Genomic DNA, 20057 nt, shown 5'->3' with positions numbered 1-20057 from the left:
AGCCTCAACGCCTCAAGGATGGGGGAGCGGTGTCGCGTCTCGGGTGTCGAGTATGGCTGTCATCACTGCGATTTCATTGCTCTGGTCACGGATCATCCCGCGTGCGATGCGGCGGATCGGTTCGGATGCAACTGCGTGGGTGGCTGCGTCGGCCATGTCGACTCCCCCCTGGTGGTGCCGGATCATGAGCTGCAGAAACAGTGTCTCGGCATCTGCTCCGCGCAGGCCGGCGAGCTGGGTGATCTCGCTGGTACTCGCTGCCCCCGGCATGGGTGCGCCGCCGTGGTCAGTCATGGCGTGATCCGATCCGTGCATCCACTGCATCGGTTGCGGTGTAGTGAACGGTTCGTCGAAGAGGGTGAGCCAACCGCGCATCGTCGCGATCTCGGACGTCTGTGCGACGACGATCTGATCGGCGATGACCCGGGTCTGCGGATCGACGTCCTGCGACAACGTCTGGGCGATCAGCACGGCCTGCTCGTGATGCACCGACATGTCCTGTGCGAAGCCGATGTCCGCTGATGACAGTTGCACCGTGTCGGGGTTGGTGTCGCGTTCCGATTCGAACCACATTCCGGCGGCGACCCCGGCGACGCCAAGCACGATGGCGCACAGCAAGAGGACGAGGGGACCGCGGAACGACGAAGACTTGGTGTCACTGACCATAAGTCGGAGCCTGATTCGCCGGTGGTTGATAAACGGTGTCGTCAAGTTGCAACGCCATGAAGCCGTTGTCGCTACACGAGGTCCAGATCTGGTTGCCGTGGAACTCCGGAGGTGAGAAGCACCAGTCCGCCGATAGGTCGCCGAACGCCACCATTCCGGCGCGCGGGCCGAACGCGACCCGCGGATCCGTCTTGCCCTCGAAGACGCCGCGGGCGAGCGGAACGAAGTTGAAGAGTGAGACACCGATCAGCGAGGACAATGCGTGTGGAGAGTTGGTGAGCTGAACGTTCTTCCCGGTCTGTGCCGGCGGGTTGTAGTAGGCGATCTCACTGATGCGGTTCAGATCACGGATATCGAACACGCGGATCCCGGACGACTCCCAGGAGCACGCGAGTGCGGTCGGGTCGGCTGGACGGTCGACCACGCAGTAGTGCGGATCGTAGGAGAACACCGAGCCGCCTTGCGACGACCGAAGGTTCGCGGCGGTATTGGCCGGAAGTTGGATCTCGAGCTTGATCTTCTGCACGATCTCGGCGTGCGCCGGGTCGGCGACATCGAAGACCTTGATTCCACCGCCGCCGGTTTCGTCGACGGTGAAGATGTAAGGCTTGTCCCCATAGGTGACCGGGATGCTGTGTTGATTGAAGAAGCCGTCGGTCCACAGGTAGGTGGCGATCTGCGGGACGGTGGGATACGAGTCGCCCCGTTGCACCGCGCTGATGTCGAGGACTGTGATCCCACCGAGATTCGACAGGTACATCCGGTTCCCGTCGGGGGTGATGCCGAAGCCGTGCCCGCCGAGTCCGTGTAATCCCTGCCAGATGATCCGCGGCTCGGCGGGGTTACTGATGTCGATGGCGGTGAGGAAACCCGGTGCGGGGCCGGACACCCAGTAGGTGTTGCCGTCCGGCGAGAAGCCGCCCTCATGGGAGATGAACGGCAGCGGCATCGTGACGTCGCTACCGGCACCACGGTTGAGCAATCGGGGGTGGGCGCAGTCGGAAATGTCGTAGACGGAGAAATAGCCGGTGCCGGCAGCGATCGGCACCGCCGTGGCCGCGAGCAACTTGCGTGCCTTGTTGACCTTCAGACTTTCCCAGGTTCCGCCCAGCATCGCGGGCTCGTTCAGGGTCGTGGACAACACCGGCTGCGCAGGGTTCGACACGTCGAGCACCTGTACGCCCGGCGTTGTGGGGTTGAGCAGGTTCCCGGGGAAGAACGTGCTGGTGTAGGAGCAGTGGTCGTAGGTCACCGACAGCAGGCCACCACCGCGATCCTGTAAGCCTCCGACCAGCGACATATTGCATCGATAGGCCTGGGTGCTTCGGCCGTTGTTTCGGTCCTCGGCTGGAACGTCGCCCTGCATGCCCGTTTCGGGCAGCGAGCCGGGGCCGCAGTTCGCCCTCGGAACGGCCGTCGAGCCGATGTCGTCGAAGAAGAACGTCTCGGCTGACGCGACGGCAGGCACGGGGCTCGTCGTGACCCCGAGGACAACCGATACCGCCAGGGCCGCGGTCGCCACACCTCGCCGGGCACTTCCTGGCCGCGTCCGCGCGATCCGCATCGAGATCTCCCCCTGCAGTGTGGTCTCAATCACGGGAAGGCTAGCAACGCGTACTCGAGTTCACATACAAATCGGCCAACTCCGCAGAACTGCCAGACGGCACGTGAAAGGTATGGCGAGATTCGACGCGTCGGTCGGATCCCTACACTGTCACTCGTGCGAATCGCGACCTTCAACGTCAACGGGATCCGCGCGGCGCAGCGGCGCGGCTTCGAGGACTGGCTGGGCGACCGCGGCCCCGATGTGGTCGCGCTTCAGGAAGTGCGGGCTCGTGCCGAGTCCATCCCGCCGGGGGTGTTCGGCGACTACCACCTCACGTACGACGAGGGGGACGTCGCGGGCCGCAACGGTGTCGCGGTCCTGACCCGGCAGGCGCCCGTCGCAGTTCGGACGTGGAGCGGTACGGCGCTGATGCGGGCGCCAGGTGAAATGCACACCGACAGCGTCGAACTGGATCCGGAGCCGTTGGCCCGGGGGCTGGGAGAGTTCGCGAACCAGGGTCGGTACGTCGAGGTCGATCTCGCCGAGGCGCCGATTACCGTGGCATCGATGTACCTGCCGAAGGGTGGCCTTCCGGCCCACCTCCAGAAGCCCGGGCGGATGCGGGAAGCGCCCGACGGCGGCGCCCGGTACGACCGCAAGATGCGCTTCCTCTCCGCGTTCGCGCGACAGCTGACCCGGTCGCGGCGCACGGCGCGCGCACGCGGCAGGGAGCTTCTGCTGATGGGTGACCTCAACATCGCGCACACCCGTTCCGACGTACGGAACTGGCGGCGTAGCAATCAGGCCGAGGGGTTTCTGCCGGAGGAGCGCGAGTGGTTCGACTCCATCCTGTCGCCGCGCACCCTCGTCGACGTCGTCCGGCGACAGCATCCGGGCGTCGAGGGTCCGTACTCGTGGTGGTCGTGGCTGGGGCAGTCATTCGTGAACGACATCGGCTGGCGCATCGATTACCACCTCGCGACGCCGCAATTGGCACGAGCGGCGGTCACGGCCGGCACCGACCGTGATCCGGCGGCCGACCGCCGGATGAGCGATCACGCTCCGGTCGTCGTGGACTACGACTTCTGAGCGGTCCGGACGCCTGTGCGGCGTGGACAGCCCGAGGCTCCGGTGGTCAGTTTCGTGGACAGGAAGGCCAAGGTCGCCCCGAACTCCCGGATCTCGCTGGGCTGATCCGGCCGGCATGCCCATTCGATCAGGTCTCGATCGGCCACCAGTTCGGCCGCGCGACGGCGGGACTCTTCGGGGGCGGTGCTGCCCGGAGCGCATCACCCAACCGGCTCAGGGGTTCGACGAGAGGAAGGAGCTCGGAGGGAGGGCGGTTCTGAGGCGTGAAAACCCGCTGAGCACTCTTGATCACCGTCATTGCCGCGAGCCACGAACCCTCCCAAGTACCGTCCTGGTCATTCGGTGGTTGCATAGCGCCAGCGTAGACATCGAGCGTCGAGTGTCGCGGGTGATCGGTCTACGGCTGTGCGACCACGGTGTTCCCGTTGTCGTCGGTGCAGTTGATCGTGTAGCCGATCTCCGCGGATCCCGGGTCTCCCGCGAGGCGGCATTCCCACCCGTCGAAGCTGTACACCGGTTCGTTCTTGTCCGGTGCGGCGAAATACTTCGTGAGCATCGCATGCGCCTCGTCGCAGCGGAGTGTTCCCTTCACGATGACCACGGTCGCAGGCTTTCCCGTCTCCGGATAGGCAACGGGGCCACACTGATTCGATCCGCGCGCCTGCTGGGGAAGCGGGGCCGTCGTAGGCGCGATCTGTGCCGGGGTCGCGCTGGGGAGGCTCACGGGTATCGGGGTGAACTCGAACTTGTAGCCGCTGGTGGAGATGGTGAACCCCTTGTCCGTTGCATCCTCCCTGCAGGAGACGCCGGAGAACTGCACATTGCAACTGAATCCGTCGATCGCCAGCGTGGTGTCGTACGGGAGGACCTTGGCGTTGGCGGGAAAGACCGTCTGGTTCCAGTTCTGGAAGCTCGGATCCTTCCCCGCCTCGACCGCGATGAGGTTCGCCTCGGCCGGCGGGCCTCCGTCTGGCGGGGCGATCTGCGGAGTCCCCGGGACTCCCAATGGCCCCGCAGTGGGATGAGATGCACATCCGGCAAGATTCCTGGTGGGAATGATCGCGCACTGCCATTTCCCTGACGGTGTGACGAACCCGTAGGCATCGGTTTCCGGGTCGCTGGAGGCGTACACCTTCGCATCGACACCGTTGACCGGTGCCTCCGCGGCCGGCGCCTCGTCGGAGGCACTCGGCGTGGCCGATTCGATGCCCTCGGTCGACGATGCGTCCTGGGTGCAGGCCGCAAGAAACAGGGTCGACGCACCGGCGATCGATGCCAGTGCCACCGCGGGCCGAAATCGGATCCTGGTCATGAACCACACCCCTTTCTCTTCAGTCTGCTGGACCGATCGGATGAGATGTTCCCACGAATGCCGGTGTGCCGCGTGGCATCGATCGATCCGCGCCGAACAACGGCAGGCGACAGGGGCCGAAGGTGTCGAGAAGGCCCACCCAGGTGTCGCATTACCCCACCCTGTGGTGATGCTGCCGAATCGGGATCCCCACGAGGATCGCGGTTCCGGCCCTGTTCACGGTCGGCGCCGCGCTGACCAACATGTACATTGCGGTGCTGATCCAACTCGTGTTCAGGTTTCCCTGGGGCGGTTGCGCCACCGGTGGGAGCGGTGGTTCGTCGACGGAAGCTACGCGTACTACGCCGTCGCCGTCGTGTCCGAGCTTGCGTTCCTCGACACCCACCGCATCAGCCCGGCCCATCCACCGTCGTTGAATCTGCTCCTGGTGCGTGACGACCAGAGGGTCTTCGCGGCGCTGCACGTGATGTTCGGTGCAGTGGGGATCGCCCTCGGGGTGGTCCTGATCGGCGTGGTGATCGCCCGATGGAGGTCGGGTTCACCGGCCTACCGGGCCGCCGTGGCGCCGCTGTGGATCGCCGCTCTGCGCTACCGCGTCGCCCGAGCCGCAGTGCGCAACCTCGATGATCGAGATCGGCACCGCCCCGCTCGGTGATCGCTTCATCGACGCGGGTGCGCGCGGCACTGCGCGACCCGGACCCTGCGTTGTGGTCGTTCTCCCGCGCGGACGACGGATATGTGGACGCGCAAGGGCGTCCCCAGGTTCCGCCACCCAGGAACGATCCCCGCGAGGCGACCGCCCTCATCCGCGACGGCGTCCTGGTGGGGGCGGTGGTGTACGACCCTGCGGTCGCCGACCAACCGAGGCTGCTGGCGGCCGTGCGGGCCGCCACCACTCTGGCGCTGGACAATCAGCGACTGCAAGGTGAACTGCGAGGCGCAGTTCGCGGAGGTCCGCAGGGCCCGCGCGCAGACCGTCGAGTACCAGGGGTCCCCCACAGTCCGGTGCTAGAATCTTGGGCATTGTCGCAGGTCCAGCAGTTGATGTCCCCGCATCTTCCTGTCGGAGTCGCCCGGCCGAGGAGGCCGTCCCATGGCTGAGTCATCGGTACTACCCGCGGATCTCGGCGGCACCCCAGATCTCGAACGCATCATCCTCGAGCACGCTTATCGCGGCGCCTATCTGCAGCTCGCGCTTCGCGGTGTGCTGGTGCTCTTCATTGCGTTGACTCTCGGGTTCGTCCCGCCCATGAACGATGCGGGCGTGTGCGTCGCGGTCCTGATCTGCTACGCACTCTGGTCCGGCGGGCTCGCGCTGTGGACTCGTCGAGGCGGTCCGGGGCCGGTGAACGCGATGTGGCTCGCACTGTTCGTCGACCTCGCGGTCCTCGGCTGCCTCACCCTGTTGACTGGTATTGCAGCGCAACAGAGTTGGACCGCAGACATCCTGAGCAACGGTTTGTTCGTGATCCCGCTCCTGGCCTCCACGCAGCTGCGCCCAGGTGTCTGCGCGTCCGTGGTCGTGCCTACGGTCTTGGTGTTCCTGGCCGCCAGCTGGGCCACGATGGCTTCGAACGAAGAACCCTGGACCTCCATCCTGCTCAGCACGATGGCCCTCGCCGTCCTCGGTGCAGGCGCCGTCGTGCTCAGCAGAATTCAACGCTCCAGAGTGCTGACCATCGGTCACCTGGTGCGCGACCGCACCGCCCTGCTCGCAGAGTTGATGGGTCTCGAACAACGCGAACGACGTGCGCTGTCCGAGCAACTCCACGACGGGGCGCTTCAACTCGTCCTGGCCGCGAAAATGGACCTCGACGACCTCACCGGCAGTGCCGACCCGGAGGCGGTGGATCGCATCACCCACGCACTCACCGAATCCGCGACCCTGCTCAGGGCGACCGTCTCGGAGCTGCATCCCACTGTGCTCGATCGTGTCGGTCTCGCTCGCGCTCTCGGCGACATCACCCGATCCGCCCAGGCACGCGGCGGTTTCGACGTGGAGCTTCTGACCTCGGAATGGGTCGACGACCTTCGCACCACGGCTGATGATGTGCTGTTCAGCGCGGCACGCGAATTGCTCAGCAACGTGGTGAAACACGCGCACGCCCGTACCGTCCGGGTCGAGCTGGCGCGGTGGGGTGAGCATGCGGTCCTCGATGTCACCGACGACGGGTGTGGCATCTCCCGTGAGGCGATCGACCGAAGCCTCACCAGAGGCCACATCGGACTGACATCGCACGAACTCCGTGTCGTCGCGGCCGGAGGCAGCTTCTCCGTCCACCCCGGACCTCGATCCGGGACGGTTGCGCACATCGAAATGCCGTTCGAGATCGTGACAGCACCCGATTCCCTCACGACCTCGGCGCTCTAGCAGAGCCGGGCTTCGCTTTCACGATCAGTCGGATGTGACAGCGGACGGACTGGCGTCGAGGAGGGCCGTGACACAGGTGGTGCCGAGACCGATCTCCGGCCACCCCGCCGAGATCATGATGTCGTGCGGGCGTGTACACGTACCGAGCCAATAATTCGGCTCCGTGCGGTACGCGGGCACCCCACCCCACTTCAGCGGCGAACCGGATCGCGGCAGGTAGGGGTCGGCTTCGCCCGCCACGGACCCCAGCTGCAGCAGGACCGACAGATACGACCACTGGGTGTCGGGATCGGTGGGATCGGACAGCGATCGTGTCTCGTGATGCGCACGTTCGGCGGCGCACCCGGTCGCAGTCAGCGCGAGTCGGACATGGATTCCGGACGAGAAGGCGACGATTCCGAGCAAGTCGAGGGTGATGTGAGTTTTGGACGCGAGGATGGTGGGACCGTGCACTGCGGTCCCACTCGCTGCCGGCGGCGCGAATGCCGGCCAACGCGCTCTGCGCATGCCCACGATCGTGCACCTACACCGAGGCAGAATCAACGTGCCACGCCCGCACCGCCGCGGCGGTGCCGACGCCGCTTATCGTGGAGGAGGTCACAGGCGGGTGTGGGACGGAAGGTTCGCAGGGGATTGAGTACCCATGGAGGCTCTGCCGGATTCGGGGATGTTGCTCGCGGTCCTCGAACACACTCCGGCCTTGGTGTTCGTGTCGGGGCGAATTGTGTATGTCAATCCCGCCGGTGTCGGTCTGCTCGGATTGGGGCATGCCGTACGCGCGGACGACGGCGGAGCTGTTCACCGATGTCGGCCTCGTGCAGGCCCGTGAGGTGGAGTCGGCGCTGGTCGAGCCGGGGGGAGTGGAACGGGCTGACGGAATTCCGCCGTTTCGTGACGGGCGAGCCGATCCCGATGCTGATCTCGACATTCGTGCTGCAGCACACGCGCACCGGGCCGTCGCTGGTCGCCTCGTTTGCACAGGATCGCCGCGGCGCAGAAGAGGACGAACAACGCTTGCATCGCGCTCTGGCGGAGTCAGCGTACCGGGCCCGCGGCAGCAGGCGATCGCAGACTTGAGCCAACTCGCGGTCGGCGGGGACCTCGACGAGCTCCTCGCGGCGGCGGCCGGTGCGGCCGCCGCACTGATGGGTGTGCAGTGCTCGTCGATCGCGCAGATGTCCGACGACGGCGAACTCGCCGTGCTGGCCTATCGGGGACCCGAGCCCTCGCCGACGACGTTCGCCCCGGGAAGGGGCTCACAACCCGGGTATGCCGCCGCCAGCGGGGCAGTGATCGTGTGCGCCGACGCCGGCTCGATGACGCCCTGGACGCCGCGCCGCGCGGTGGCACGCGCGTTGCGCTGTTGTTGGTCGATCTCGACGACTTCAAGATCGTCAACGACAGCCTCGGCCATGCCGGCGGCGACGACGCGTTGATCGTTCTTGCCAGGCATCTGCGGTCGGCGGTGCGCCCGGGCGGTACCGTTGCCCGCCTCGGCGGTGACGAATTCGTGGTGGTGTGTGAGCACGTCGCGGGCGCAGCAGAGGCGGTGGCGATTGCTGCCCGGATCACCGGAAGCGTCGCCGACCTGAACCGGGCACGATCTCTCGACTGGCCGATCAGTGCGAGTATCGGTGTCGCACTCTCCGATCCGGAGTGCACCCGTGAAGAACTCGTCCGCCGGGCAGACTCGGCGATGTATCGGGCGAAGGCTGCGGGGGCGGGCGGTTACGCGTTCTACGACGGCCCCTTCTAGGACTGCCGCAGAACCCGATTTGTGCGCTGTCGCCGACGTGACATGAAGTCGTGACTGCCGATAGGCACCCTAGGGAGGGGAAATTGTCATCTTGACGCGGATCTCGACCCGTCGAATACTTTCTGAACAGGGCGGATCCCGTCGACATCCGACGAAATGACACCGCGCTTCGCCCTTGTGACAGAAAGATATTCGCAGTCGTCGACTGCTGGTGGCGTGTCGGTTGGACCTGCATCAGAGGTGAATGCGATGAACCCGAGTGTGCACGTCGGCACGAAGCCTGCCCTACTCGGCGGGCCCAACCGCGACATCGTCGTGGATGTCGAAAGGAACTGAGGCGTCCGATGGCCGATTTCGACCCTGACGCGACCCAGGCGGCGCCGGTCCGTGCGGTGGGCCGCGGGATCGTGGCCGAATTGAACGCTGCCGGGTTCGCCGGTGCCGAGGAGGTCGGCCGGGGCGGATTCGGTGTCGTCTATCGCTGCGTGCAGCGTTCGCTGGGTCGAATCGTCGCGATCAAGGTGCTGACGTCGGACCTGGACCCCGAGAACCGCGAGCGCTTCCTGCGGGAGGGGTACGCGATGGGTGGGCTCTCCGGCCACCCGAACATCGTCAACATACTGCAGGTCGGCGTGACCGACACCGGTCGCCCGTACATCGTCATGCACTATCACCCGCGCGATTCACTGGCGGTCCAGATACGCCGGGAAGGTCCGCTGCCGTGGCCGGAGGCGATCAGTATCGGGGTGAAGTTGGCGGGAGCCTTGGAGACGGCGCACCGGACCGGCACGCTGCATCGCGACATCAAACCCGCGAACATCCTTCTCACCGACTACGGCGAGCCGCAGCTCACCGATTTCGGCATCGCACACATCGCCGGCGGGTACGAAACGGCCACCGGCGGGTTTACCGGGTCACTGGCGTTCACCGCGCCGGAGGTGCTCAACGGGGAGTCGCCGACGGCGAGATCCGACGTCTACGGACTGGGCGCGACGATCTTCTCGCTGATCGCGGGGAGGGCGGCGTTCGAGCGGAAGACCGGTGAGGAACTCGTGGCGCAGTTCGTGAGGATCAGCAGCCAGCCGGTGCCGGACCTGCGCGCCCAAGGCATCCCGGACGGCGTGTGCGCTGTGATCGAGAGGGCGATGGCGACGAATCCCGCTGCTCGGCCGGCGTCCGCCGAGGAGTTCGGACACGAACTCCAAGCCGCTCAGCGACACATCGGTTTGCGTTCGGACGCGATGGCGCTGGCACCTCTGGAGACCGCGCAGACGACCGAGACACACCGGTCGGAGTCCGGTGCCGATGGATACCGCCGAATCCGGTACGAAGGTCCGGACAGCGGCCGGCGTCTGTGGGTCGAACCGACCCAGCAACTCCAGCCTGATCCTCATCCCTCGGGACCGCCGCTCTGGCCGCCCGCGGGCCCGCCGCCCTGGCCATCGGCCGGAGGTCCGGGCAGCATCGGAGAGTCCCGCAAAGGTCGGCGCGCGGTCCTGACCGCGCTCGCACTGGTCGTCGCGCTGGTGCTGGCCGGCGGCGGGTACCTCGTGCTTCGAGAAACCACCGGAACCGGCACCGCAGGACCGACCGTTCAGGACGCCGGCGCGTCTCCCTCCGTCGACCCGACCGCGGCGTGGCGACCGGTCGCGGATGCCCGTGTTGCCCGCCAGCAGACGGCAACGACGGTCGCGGACGGGACGATCTGGGTCTTCGGTGGGTTGGACGACAACGGCGTCTCCACCCAGCAGGAGGGCTACGACCCGGCCATCGACACCTGGAAGGCGGGCCCCGATCTTCCGGTCCCGCTCAATCATGCGATGGCTGTCACCTACAACGACGAGCCCGTTCTGATCGGCGGCTGGAAGGCGGAAGGTCAGAACCTGACCGCGGTCGACTCCGATCGGGTGATGGCCATGCGCGACGGTCGGTGGGTGGACCTGCCGCCGCTGAACGCACCGCGGGCGGCCGGTGCCGCGGCCGTGGTCGGCGACAAGATCGTGGTCGCGGGCGGCCAGGCGAACGGCCAACTGGTGGCGACGGCCGAGGTGTTCGACGGAACGAAGTGGACGACCGTCGCGCCTGTCCCCACACCACGGGAGCATCTGGCCGGGGTGTCGGACGGCACGTACTTCTATGCCATCGGTGGGCGGGATCTGGCGTCGGACCAGAACACCGCCGCGGTCGAACGATTCGATCCCGCCGCGGGCACGTGGACGACGTTGCCCGCCATGCCCACTCCTCGCGGCGGCCTCGGTGCGGCGTTCATCGACGGCCGCATCGTCGCGGTCGGTGGTGAAGAACCCACTCGGGTGCTGTCGACGGTCGAGGCCTACGACGTGGTCGCGGGAACGTGGTCGCAATTGCCGGCTCTGCGCACACCTCGGCACGGGATGGCGGTCGGCGCGGTCGGCGACACGGTGTATGCCGTCGGCGGCGGTATCAAACCGACACACGCCGAATCGACCGCTGTGTCCGAGGCCTTGCAGCTCGCGCCACGCAAGACTCAATGGGCGCCGGCGTGGCGTCCGCTGAAGGATGCGCCGATCGCCCGTCAGCAGACGGCGACGGCGGTTGCGGACGGGACGATCTGGGTGCTCGGTGGCCTCGACAATGCGGGGTCGACCCCGAAGGTCGAGGGGAACGACCCTGCCATCGACACCTGGAAGGCGGGTCCCGACCTTCCGGTCCCCCTCAATCACGCGATGGCCGTCGAGTACGGGGGCGAGTTGGTGGTCCTCGGAGGCTGGGTGCCGAAAGGTCCGAACCTCACCGGGACGACGTCGGACCGGGTGCTCGCGCTTCGGAATGGCAAGTGGGTGGATCTGGCGCCGATGAACGAGCCGCGGGCGGCCGGTGCCGCAGCCGTGGTGGGCGACAGGATCGTGGTCGCCGGGGGACAGGCGGACGGCGAACTGGTGGCGACGACCGAGGTGTTCGACGGCACGAAGTGGACGACCGTCTCGGAGATCCCCACACCACGGGAACACCTGGCCGCGGTGTCGGACGGTACGTACTTCTATGCCATCGGCGGGCGGGATCTGGCGTCGGACCAGAACACCGCCGCGGTCGAACGCTACGACCCGGCCGCGGGCACGTGGACGACGTTGCCCGCCATGCCCACTCCTCGCGGCGGGCTCGGTGCGGCGTTCATCGACGGCCGCATCGTCGCGGTCGGTGGCGAACAACCGACCAAGGTGCTGTCGACGGTCGAGGCCTACGACGTGGCCTCGGGGACCTGGTCACCGTTGCCGCCCATGCCCACGGGGGCTCACGGGATGTCCGTCGCGACGGTCGGTCACACCGTCTACGCCATCGGCGGTGCACTACGGCCCACCCACGCGGAGTCCACCGCGACTGCACAGGCACTGGATTTCTGGTGAGTGCCGGTATCGAGGGGTCGTTCCACCAGCGGTCGTGCAAACTGAAGGTCTTCTGTCCGTGTAGTTCTCCTTGGTCGAGGGGGACTAGACTTGTCGTTGGAGGGGCGAGTTTCGCACGAGATGCGGGCCGGGTAGGAAGTGGTTCGTGATGAAGGTGACGGCGAAGGCCACCCGTTGTGGCGGCTGGTGGGTGGTGGAGGTCCCGGGAGTCGAGGCGGCTCTCGCCCGAGCACGGCGGCTCGATCAGATTTCTGCGATCGTGGCGGATGCCGTGCATCTGGTCGAGGATGTGCCGGTCGAGGACGTCGAGGTGGTCCTTGATTACGAGATCGGGGATTCGGCGGCGCTCATGGAGGCCAGAGCGGCCCACTTGCAGGTCGAGTCCGCCGCCCACGCGCAGGAATGTGCAGCGCGGGCCTCGCGGGCTGCGGTGGCGCATCTGCGCCGATCGGGTCTCTCGGTGCGTGACATCGGTGTCATCCTCGAGCTGAGTCCGCAACGGGTCTCTCAGCTCGACCGAGCCGGCGCTCGTGCCTGAAGACAGCGCGAGCGACGGGTGCATTCTCTGAGTCGTGATGTCGGTCTCCGAGCATGTTCCCGGTACTCGTGCTGTCGCTGAGGATTTCGATGTCCGACACCATCAGGATGTTCCTCGCCGGCGACGTGATGACCGGTAGGGGAGTCGACCAGATCCTCCCCTTTCCCGGCGACCCGGAGTTGCGGGAGCGTTGCGTCCGCGACGCCCGCGAGTACGTGGCGTTGGCGGAGAAGCGAAATGGTTCGATCCCCCGCCCCGTCGGGTTCGGGTGGCCGTGGGGTGAGGCGTTGCGCGTCCTCGACGCGGTGGAGCCGGACGTTCGCATCGTCAATCTCGAAACGTCCGTCACCGCGTGTGCCCGCTTCGCGTCCAAAGGAATCAACTACAGAATGCATCCGTCGAACGTGGGGGTGCTCACCGCTGCGCGGATCGACGTTTGCGTACTGGCGAACAATCACCTGCTCGACTTCGGTCCCGATGGGCTCGTGGAGACCCTCGATGTGCTGGCCCGCAACGGTGTGCGGACCGTCGGAGCGGGGCGGACCGTGGCGCAGGCGTGGTGTCCCGTGGTCGTGGCGGCCGGGACGGGGCGTCGGCTGCTGATCTGGGCAGCAGGTATGTCGTCGAGCGGGATGTCGCCGCACGGGGCCGCCCGCCGGGGCCGGCCCGGTGTCGCGTACCTCTCGGAACCCACCGGCGCCGAGGCGGACCGTGTGCTCGACCGGACGCGGCTGGTACGGCGGAACTCGGACGTGGTGGTGGTCTCTGTGCACTGGGGTTCGAACTGGGGATACGACGTGCCGGATGCGCATGTCGAGTTCGCGCATCGGCTCGTCGACGGTGGCGTCGACGTGGTCTTCGGGCACTCGTCTCATCACCCGCGGCCGGTCGAGATCTACCGAGGCCATCCGATCTTGTACGGCTGCGGCGACCTGATCAACGACTACGAGGGCATCGGGGGACACGAACGCTTCCGCGACGATCTGCGTCTGCTCTACCTGGTGACCCTCGACGCGCCCACCCACGAACTGCGCGAGCTGCGAATGGTTCCGATGAAATCCCGGCAGATGCGACTGCAACGCGCGTCGACAGGTGACACCGAATGGCTGCGGCGGGTCCTCGACGGGATCAGCCGCGGCTTCGGCACCCGCATCGATGCCGGCGACGACGTCCTCGTCGCCCGCGCGAGGCACCCGAACTGGTAAGTGGCGGGTGTGTACGCAGCGGGGTGCGCTGCGCACACCGTTGAGCGGATCCCACCAAGGTTTCGTCTGAAGGGCACTGCTCCTAGATTGGACGTATGGAGGGCGCGGCACAGTCCTCGATACCGCTCGGAGACGTCCTGAATTCGAGGCGCAGGCGGACCTTCGTCGGGCGCCGGGTCGAGCGCGAATTGGTTCGGGCCGGACTGGAGTCGGCCGATCCGCAGTTGTCCGTGCTGTTCCTGCACGGCCCCGGAGGGATCGGGAAGACCACGTTGCTGGACGAGTTCGCGGAGATCGCGGCGGAAACGGGCGCGTCGGTCGTCCGGCTCGACGGGCGCGATATTCCGCCGTCTCCGTCGGCTGTCCTGGCCGCGTTGGGCGAGGCCGTCGATGTGCCTGACACGGGCGCGATCGCGCGGGCGGGGGAACGACTGTGCATCCTCATCGACACATACGAGGTTCTGACGCCGATCGACGAGTGGGTGCGCACGCAATTGCTACCGCGACTACCGGCAACGGCGCTCACCGTGATCGCGGCCCGGACACCGCCCAGCTGCGAATGGCGTTCCGACGCGGCGTGGTCCGAGTTGTTGCGGGTCGTGTCCCTCCGAAATTTCACTCCGCAGGAGAGCAGAGAGTTTCTCCGGGCAGTGGCGGTGCCGCCTCCGCTGCACGAACGAATCTGCCGGGCCACGCACGGCCATCCGCTGGCGCTGGCGCTCTTGGCCGACGTGGCATCCCGCGGCGGCGAGGTGTCGGCCGATCCGTTGACCCCCGACCTCATGGCGGAGCTGATGCAGCGGTTCATCGCGGTGGTGCCGAGCCCCGCGCATCGGCGGGCACTCGAGGTGTGCGCCCTCGCGCGGGTGACCGCCGAGGCACTGCTGCGCGACGCCCTCGGGCTCGAGGACGCGCACGCGATGTTCGTGTGGCTGCGGCAGTTGTCGTTCGTCGACGCAGGCCCGGAGGGCCTGGCCCCACACGATATGGCCCGAGACGTCATCGACGCGGACCTGCGGTGGCGCGACCTCGACGCCTACACCGACGTCTTCCACCGCGTGTGCCGGCACATTCGCCGCTCGCTTCTGTCGTGTACCGGGCGCGAACAGCAGCGCGTGATCTTCGACCTGAAGTTCGTGTTTCGCAATCTGCCCGGGATCCTGTCCCCGGTGGAGTGGGAATCGTGGGGTCGGCACTACCCGGAACCCGCTTCCCCGGCGGATCGCGAAACGATCATCGAGCTCACCCGACTCCACGAGGGTGCGGAGGCGGCGGCCATAGCGGCCGCCTGGTACGAATGCCAGCCCGATGGGTTCTACATCGTGCGCCGTCCCGACGGTGCGCCCCGCGGGTTCTTCGGTCTCATCGATCTGAGCCTCGCGTCCGCGGAAGATCTGGCGTCGGATCCGGGTGCCGCGGCGGCCTGGAAGTTCGCCTGCGGCCACTCACCTCCGCGAACGGGGGAGACCGTCACCCAGACCCGGTTCGTCGTCGACCTCGACACCTATCAGGACCCGTCGCCCACGATGAACGCCATTCCGATCATCACCATGCAGCGGTACCTGTGCACACCGAGCCTGTCCTGGGACTTCCTCACACTTGCCGAACCGGATCGGTGGAACGAGTACTTCGCGGTCGCCGACCTTCCGCGCGCCGAGGGCGCCGATTTCGAGGTGGGCGTCCGAAAGTACGGGCTGTTCGCACACGACTTCCGTCGTGTCCCGGTCGACGCGTGGCTCGAGCGGGTCACCGAGCGCGCATTGTCCGAGAGTCCTTCCGCACCTCCGCGTCCGACGCCGGACCTGCTGGTACTTTCTCAACCCGAGTTCGAGCAGGCGGTCCGGCAGGCTTTGCACGACTGGCACCGCCCCGACCTGCTCCGACGAAACCCGCTGATGCGCACCCGGGTCGTGTGCGATCGCAGCGATGGGGAGCCGGGCGTTGCCGAACTCGACAGCGTGCTCCGCGACGCGGTGGATTCGCTCGCCGACAACCCACGCGACGACAAACTGCTGCGCGCGGTCGACCGGACGTACCTGCGCCCGGCCGGAACCCAGGAGGCCGCCGCCCGGGTGCTCGGAGTGCCGTTCAGCACGTATCGGCGCCACCTCACACAGGGTGTCGCGCGGATCGTCTCGTGGTTATGGGACCGGGACGTCTACGGACACCCGCAGTGAACACGAATGAGCAGTATTCGGACTGGTGATCGAGCACCGATTGCTTGCATTCTCCTCGTATTCAATCGAGGAGGCTCCATGACAATTCAGATGGGAAACCGAGCGGTCGTGCTCGGTGCCGGCATAGCCGGCTTGCTTGCGGCCCGCGTACTGTCCGAAGCGTATTCACAGGTAATCGTGGTCGATCACGACCACCTCCCGGGCACAGCCGAGCCGCGCCGCTGCGTACCGCAGGGCCGCCACACCCACGTGCTGATCGAACGAGGCCAGCAAATCTTGGAGGAGCTGTTCCCGGGCTTCACCGACGACCTGGTCGCGCTGGGGGTGCCGACCTTGGACAACCTGCGTGACGTGCGGTGGTGCCTGAGTGGGCACCGATTTCCGCAGCCGGTGAGCGGAATGACCGTCGTGAGCGCCAGCCGGCCATTCTTGGAGGGCTACGTGCGTGCCCGGGTGAGCGAACTCGAAGGGGTCACCATCATGGACCGCTGCGATGCCGCGGGCATCGCCACGACACCCGACCGCCTTCGCGTCACCGGAGCCCGTGTTCTCCGGCGGGCCGACGGCAGTACCGAGGAGATCCTCGACGCCGACCTGGTGGTGGACGCGACCGGACGGGGCTCGCGTGCCCCAATGTGGTTGGCGGATCTCGGCTTCGGACGCCCGGACGAGGACAGGGTGCACGTCGGCCTCGGCTACGCTACCCGCATCTACCGTGCCCCGGCGCCGGGGTTGGGCGACGACCGAGGGATCGTGATCGGTCCGACACCCGATTCTCCGCGAGGGGGCGCGCTACAGCTGCTCGAGGGAAACCGCTTCCTGGTGACGCTGATGGGGATGCTCGGCGATTATCCGCCAACCGATCCGGACGGCTACCTCGACTTTGCGAGGTCCCTGCGGATCCCCGACCTCTTCGAGGTGATCCGCGACGCAGAACCGCTCGAGCGAGCCCGGACCTTCCGGTTTCCGGCGAGTGTCCGCAGACGGTATGAACGACTGTCGATCCTCCCAGCAGGCTTCCTCGTGACGGGGGACAGCCTGTGCAGCTTCAACCCGATCTATGCGCAGGGGATGACCGTGGCGGCGCTCGAGGCGCTCACACTGCATCGTCACCTGCAGCGAGGCACCGAACCACACGCACGCGGCTTCTTTCGCGATGTTGCGAAGGTGATCGACGTTCCGTGGGAGATGTCGGTAGGGGGGGACTTGGCTTTCCCGGAAGTGATGGGAAACCGCAGCCCGAAGATGCGGATCGGCAATGCCTACATCACGCGCCTGCACGAAGCCGCCGAGCACGATCCCGTGCTCGCTACCGCCTTCATCCGCGTCGCCGCCCTGATCGATCGTCCCGAGCGGCTGATGAGCCCAGGGACCCTACTGCGAGTCCTGCGTCAGAACGTGTGGCACCCAGACCCGGGCGGCGCCCGACTCGAAATCTGACGCCGCCGAAGAGCGGAACAAGGTCACCGATCAGCGTCGACGCCGCTGCGAATCCAGTGCTGGATCCGCCAGATCGCGTTGTACAGATTCCACGGTGCGACGTCGTAGGTGTCCACGGCTGACCGACGTGTGCGGTCCATTCGGGAATCCGGCCACAACAGATCCGGTGATCGAAAACGTGAAAGAGGGTATTGCAGAATGCAGTACGCATCAGGCTTCTCCTGAGTCGGGGCGGCCCCGGACCGGAGCTCGCCTAGGTGCGTTCTGCGCATACGAGCACACTACCCGGCTCCAACGAGACCCTTTGGCCGGCACCGCCTAGAATTTCGGGTGCACAGTTCCGCAGACGCGGCAATTTCGAGCGCGGAGAGTGGCAATGCAAGCTGGAACGCTATTCGGCAAGTACCGGCTGGACCGTCCGCTGACGGTCGATGTGAGCGGCGAGGTGTGGGCGGCGTTCGACACCGTCACGTTCCGTCACGTCGTGGTGCGGGCACTGCCGCCGGACGCAACCGAGGACGACGAATTCTGCGATCGGTTCGAACGGGAAGCCGGCATCGCGGCCAACATCCGCAACCCGCACGTGGTACCGATCCACGACTTCGGGCAGATCGGCAACCGACTCTTTCTCGCAACGCCGCCGACCCAGGGCACGAACCTGCGGACGCTCCTTCAGTCCACCGGACCGATGGACGTATCGCGCGCGGTCGGCGTCGTCGAGCAGCTGGCGTCGGCGCTGGATGCAGTGCGCGCGGCCGGGCTGGTCGAGCAGGAAGTGTCGTCGGCGAACGTCGTCGTGCAGGACGGGGGACTGATCCAGCTCACCGACGTCGGGCTCCCCGTGATTCTCGGCGCCGCGTCGGGCGTCTACGGCCTGACCTGTGTGTTGTACGAGTGCCTCACCGGCGAGGTGTTCCCGACGTCGGAGATCCCGACGCCGCCTGTCGGGATGGCCGCCGTCATCGCACGCGGAACGGCGGTCGACCCCGCGCGGCGCTATCGGTCGGCGGGCGAGTTGGCCGCTGCCGCTCGTGTCGCGGTGCCACCGCAACAGCCTGCCGCCGATCCCACTCCCGCGACCCCTGCGATCGCCCGGAACCGCCGTCTCCTGGTTTCCGGACTTGCGCTCGCCGCGATCATTGCTGCCGCGATTGTCGGTGGCGTGATCATCGGGTCGGGAGCGCCATCGCCACAAGTCGCCGTTCCTACGCCGTCGTCGAGCGCGCCCGGGCAGGCATCGCCGTCGTCGTCACCGACCGCTGCCGAGCAGGTGCCGTCGGTGCAAGCACCGTCACCGACGCAGGCGCCGGTCGCGGAGGCTCCCATTCAGGAGGAGGTCATACCGCCTCCGGCACCGCAATCACCACCGGTAGTGCCGGCACCGCCTCCGGGAGCGTCCGCTCCGCAGGTGTTGCCGTGCTACCCGGGTTACGAGCACACCCCGCCCCCGGACGGTCCGTGTCTCCCGCCCGGCTCGCCACCGGCGAATGCGCCGGCACCCGCGCCGGCACCGGCGCCTGCACCCGCGCCTGCCCCGCAGGTGCTGCCGTGCTACCCGGGTTACGAGCACACCCCGCCCCCGGACGGGCCGTGCTGGGCTCCCGCGGGCCCGTGAAGTCTCACCGACAGTTGTCGGTGGCGATCCAGGTGTCGTAGACCTCGCTGACAGCTGCAGCGATCGCGCGGCCGTGCACTGTCCGCGCGGGTCGGGACTGTTCGATCTGGATTCCGCCGGCGGCGTCGATGGTCAGGCGGTTGACCAGGTTGGATGGGGATTCACCGCTATGTCGTTCTCCGGGTTCGGCGAGCCGAACACAGATTCCGCTTCCATCGAGTGCCTTCGCGATCGCGTCCCGGACGTCCGACTTGCGCCGCGCGGGCGCAAGGCCGCCGATGAGGACGTCGTTTCCTCGGTAGCCGTGAAACGACAGCGCCCACTGGAATCGTCTCGCGGACAGGGAGCGGAGAAGCGGAAAGCTGTGCACGCTGAGATCGCTCGAGGAAATGTGCCAAGCCCGGTATGCGTTGCCCACCGGTCGCCAGCCTTTACACGCCCACAGCGTCGAATCGCACGATCCGAGCGAACCGACGACCTGTTCAGCCTGCTGGTCCGTTCGGGTTTCGATGGCGCCACCGTGCGGTGCCAGGACCACGAGACGGTGATGTCGCCCGTCGTCTTCGAGCCGCTCGATGAACTCACCCTCTTTTTCGGCCTCTTCCTCGGTCATCGCCGTGGCGATGCACCGACGGTCGAGAATCACCGTCTGTCCCGGCTCCGCGCCGAGCCGACGACAGCCCCCCTCCGTTATCCGGATGGTGTCGTCTTCCGTATCGTCGGCTGAGATCAGTGTGAACAGCGCGGTCGTCCCCCTATGGTTCACACGAGCTTGCTGACGCGGCTGGGCTCCGATCCCGGTCAGCATCCGCGGGTGAATCCCGATACGTTCGTCGGCGGATGCGTTGGTAGAGCCATCGTGACGGACTGCGAGGCGTAACGTCATCGAAACCTGCTGAAACGGACGCTGTTCGAACACGTTCTCAGGTTAGGCGAGAATCAGTTGCGGGTGCGGTCGA

The 20057-nt window shown here is 66.9% G+C and carries 17 protein-coding genes; 12 read left to right on the top strand and 5 right to left on the bottom strand.

Translation table 11 applies throughout. The annotated features are described in order from the left end of the window. Positions 1 to 12 precede the first annotated feature (12 nt). A complete protein-coding gene (locus FND50_RS20115) occupies positions 13 to 666 on the bottom strand; it encodes a DUF305 domain-containing protein (RefSeq protein ID WP_144286843.1) in 654 nt (217 codons plus the stop codon). Next, positions 656 to 2230, bottom strand: a complete 1575-nt coding sequence (locus FND50_RS20110; protein WP_144289117.1) for an LVIVD repeat-containing protein — start codon at positions 2228 to 2230, stop codon at positions 656 to 658. The genes FND50_RS20115 and FND50_RS20110 overlap by 11 nt, the downstream gene beginning before the upstream one ends. A 156-nt stretch (positions 2231 to 2386) precedes the next feature. Here FND50_RS20110 and FND50_RS20105 point away from each other — a divergent pair, with 156 nt between their 5' ends. Further along, on the top strand, positions 2387 to 3301 hold the full coding sequence (locus tag FND50_RS20105; protein ID WP_005571759.1) for an exodeoxyribonuclease III: 915 nt from the start codon (positions 2387 to 2389) through the stop codon (positions 3299 to 3301). Positions 3302 to 3698: 397 nt separating this feature from the next. Here FND50_RS20105 and FND50_RS20095 read toward each other — a convergent pair whose 3' ends face one another. Further along, positions 3699 to 4613, bottom strand: coding sequence for a hypothetical protein (locus tag FND50_RS20095; RefSeq protein ID WP_144286842.1), 915 nt, complete (start codon positions 4611 to 4613; stop codon positions 3699 to 3701). 292 nt (positions 4614 to 4905) lie between these two features. Here FND50_RS20095 and FND50_RS36910 point away from each other — a divergent pair, with 292 nt between their 5' ends. Continuing rightward, entirely contained in the window at positions 4906 to 5268 is a 363-nt protein-coding gene (locus FND50_RS36910; RefSeq protein WP_260850547.1) for a hypothetical protein, read from the top strand. Between the two features lie 438 nt (positions 5269 to 5706). Next, the gene (locus FND50_RS20085; protein WP_144286841.1) at positions 5707 to 6984 is read left to right on the top strand and encodes a sensor histidine kinase; all 1278 of its coding nucleotides are present in this window, start codon (positions 5707 to 5709) and stop codon (positions 6982 to 6984) included. Between the two features lie 24 nt (positions 6985 to 7008). Here FND50_RS20085 and FND50_RS20080 read toward each other — a convergent pair whose 3' ends face one another. Next, on the bottom strand, positions 7009 to 7491 hold the full coding sequence (locus FND50_RS20080) for a hypothetical protein (protein WP_186301085.1): 483 nt from the start codon (positions 7489 to 7491) through the stop codon (positions 7009 to 7011). Positions 7492 to 7627: 136 nt separating this feature from the next. Here FND50_RS20080 and FND50_RS37815 point away from each other — a divergent pair, with 136 nt between their 5' ends. The 9 genes from FND50_RS37815 (at position 7628) to FND50_RS20040 (ending at position 19098) form a co-directional block, all read left to right on the top strand. Beyond that, positions 7628 to 7813, top strand: coding sequence for a PAS domain-containing protein (locus FND50_RS37815; protein WP_397492187.1), 186 nt, complete (start codon positions 7628 to 7630; stop codon positions 7811 to 7813). Between the two features lie 244 nt (positions 7814 to 8057). After that, complete coding sequence (locus tag FND50_RS36905; RefSeq protein WP_260850545.1) at positions 8058 to 8420, top strand: hypothetical protein; 363 nt, start codon at positions 8058 to 8060, stop codon at positions 8418 to 8420. Next, complete coding sequence (locus FND50_RS36900; protein ID WP_260850544.1) at positions 8348 to 8740, top strand: GGDEF domain-containing protein; 393 nt, start codon at positions 8348 to 8350, stop codon at positions 8738 to 8740. Before FND50_RS36905 ends, FND50_RS36900 begins: the two co-directional genes overlap by 73 nt. 344 nt (positions 8741 to 9084) lie before the next feature. Further along, on the top strand, positions 9085 to 12123 hold the full coding sequence (locus FND50_RS20070; RefSeq protein ID WP_144286840.1) for a serine/threonine-protein kinase: 3039 nt from the start codon (positions 9085 to 9087) through the stop codon (positions 12121 to 12123). 148 nt (positions 12124 to 12271) lie between these two features. Continuing rightward, complete coding sequence (locus FND50_RS20065; RefSeq protein ID WP_005253179.1) at positions 12272 to 12661, top strand: hypothetical protein; 390 nt, start codon at positions 12272 to 12274, stop codon at positions 12659 to 12661. Positions 12662 to 12750: 89 nt separating this feature from the next. Beyond that, positions 12751 to 13866: a CapA family protein gene (locus FND50_RS20060; protein WP_144286839.1), complete on the top strand. Its 1116-nt coding sequence runs from the start codon at positions 12751 to 12753 to the stop codon at positions 13864 to 13866. 95 nt (positions 13867 to 13961) lie between these two features. After that, on the top strand, positions 13962 to 16043 hold the full coding sequence (locus tag FND50_RS20055) for an ATP-binding protein (RefSeq protein ID WP_144286838.1): 2082 nt from the start codon (positions 13962 to 13964) through the stop codon (positions 16041 to 16043). A gap of 108 nt (positions 16044 to 16151) precedes the next feature. Beyond that, entirely contained in the window at positions 16152 to 17483 is a 1332-nt protein-coding gene (locus tag FND50_RS20050; protein WP_260850543.1) for an NAD(P)/FAD-dependent oxidoreductase, read from the top strand. Positions 17484 to 17859: 376 nt separating this feature from the next. Beyond that, positions 17860 to 19098 carry a serine/threonine-protein kinase gene (locus tag FND50_RS20040; protein ID WP_144286836.1) on the top strand — a complete coding sequence of 413 codons (1239 nt, stop codon included), beginning with the start codon at positions 17860 to 17862 and terminating at the stop codon, positions 19096 to 19098. A 4-nt stretch (positions 19099 to 19102) separates the two neighbouring features. On the opposite strand, the gene FND50_RS20035 is transcribed toward FND50_RS20040, so the two are convergent. Next, positions 19103 to 19744, bottom strand: a complete 642-nt coding sequence (locus FND50_RS20035) for a poly-gamma-glutamate hydrolase family protein (RefSeq protein WP_260850542.1) — start codon at positions 19742 to 19744, stop codon at positions 19103 to 19105. Positions 19745 to 20057 lie beyond the last annotated feature (313 nt).

The sequence above is a fragment of the Rhodococcus sp. WB9 genome, assembly GCF_007558985.1.
GTDB lineage: Bacteria > Actinomycetota > Actinomycetes > Mycobacteriales > Mycobacteriaceae > Rhodococcus_F > Rhodococcus_F opacus.
The sequence above is the reverse complement of the archived record's forward strand: the minus strand, read 5'-3'. Positions and strand labels throughout refer to the sequence as shown.

Bases quoted from the DNA above. Each gene is read 5' to 3' on its own strand.
- FND50_RS20115 (WP_144286843.1), bottom strand. From the start codon at position 666: ATGGTCAGTGACACCAAGTCTTCGTCGTTCCGCGGTCCCCTCGTCCTC.
- FND50_RS20110 (WP_144289117.1), bottom strand. From the start codon at position 2,230: ATGCGGATCGCGCGGACGCGGCCAGGAAGTGCCCGGCGAGGTGTGGCG.
- FND50_RS20095 (WP_144286842.1), bottom strand. From the start codon at position 4,613: ATGACCAGGATCCGATTTCGGCCCGCGGTGGCACTGGCATCGATCGCC.
- FND50_RS20085 (WP_144286841.1), top strand. From the start codon at position 5,707: ATGGCTGAGTCATCGGTACTACCCGCGGATCTCGGCGGCACCCCAGAT.
- FND50_RS20080 (WP_186301085.1), bottom strand. From the start codon at position 7,491: ATGCGCAGAGCGCGTTGGCCGGCATTCGCGCCGCCGGCAGCGAGTGGG.
- FND50_RS37815 (WP_397492187.1), top strand. From the start codon at position 7,628: ATGGAGGCTCTGCCGGATTCGGGGATGTTGCTCGCGGTCCTCGAACAC.
- FND50_RS20070 (WP_144286840.1), top strand. From the start codon at position 9,085: ATGGCCGATTTCGACCCTGACGCGACCCAGGCGGCGCCGGTCCGTGCG.
- FND50_RS20065 (WP_005253179.1), top strand. From the start codon at position 12,272: ATGAAGGTGACGGCGAAGGCCACCCGTTGTGGCGGCTGGTGGGTGGTG.
- FND50_RS20060 (WP_144286839.1), top strand. From the start codon at position 12,751: ATGTCCGACACCATCAGGATGTTCCTCGCCGGCGACGTGATGACCGGT.
- FND50_RS20055 (WP_144286838.1), top strand. From the start codon at position 13,962: ATGGAGGGCGCGGCACAGTCCTCGATACCGCTCGGAGACGTCCTGAAT.
- FND50_RS20040 (WP_144286836.1), top strand. From the start codon at position 17,860: ATGCAAGCTGGAACGCTATTCGGCAAGTACCGGCTGGACCGTCCGCTG.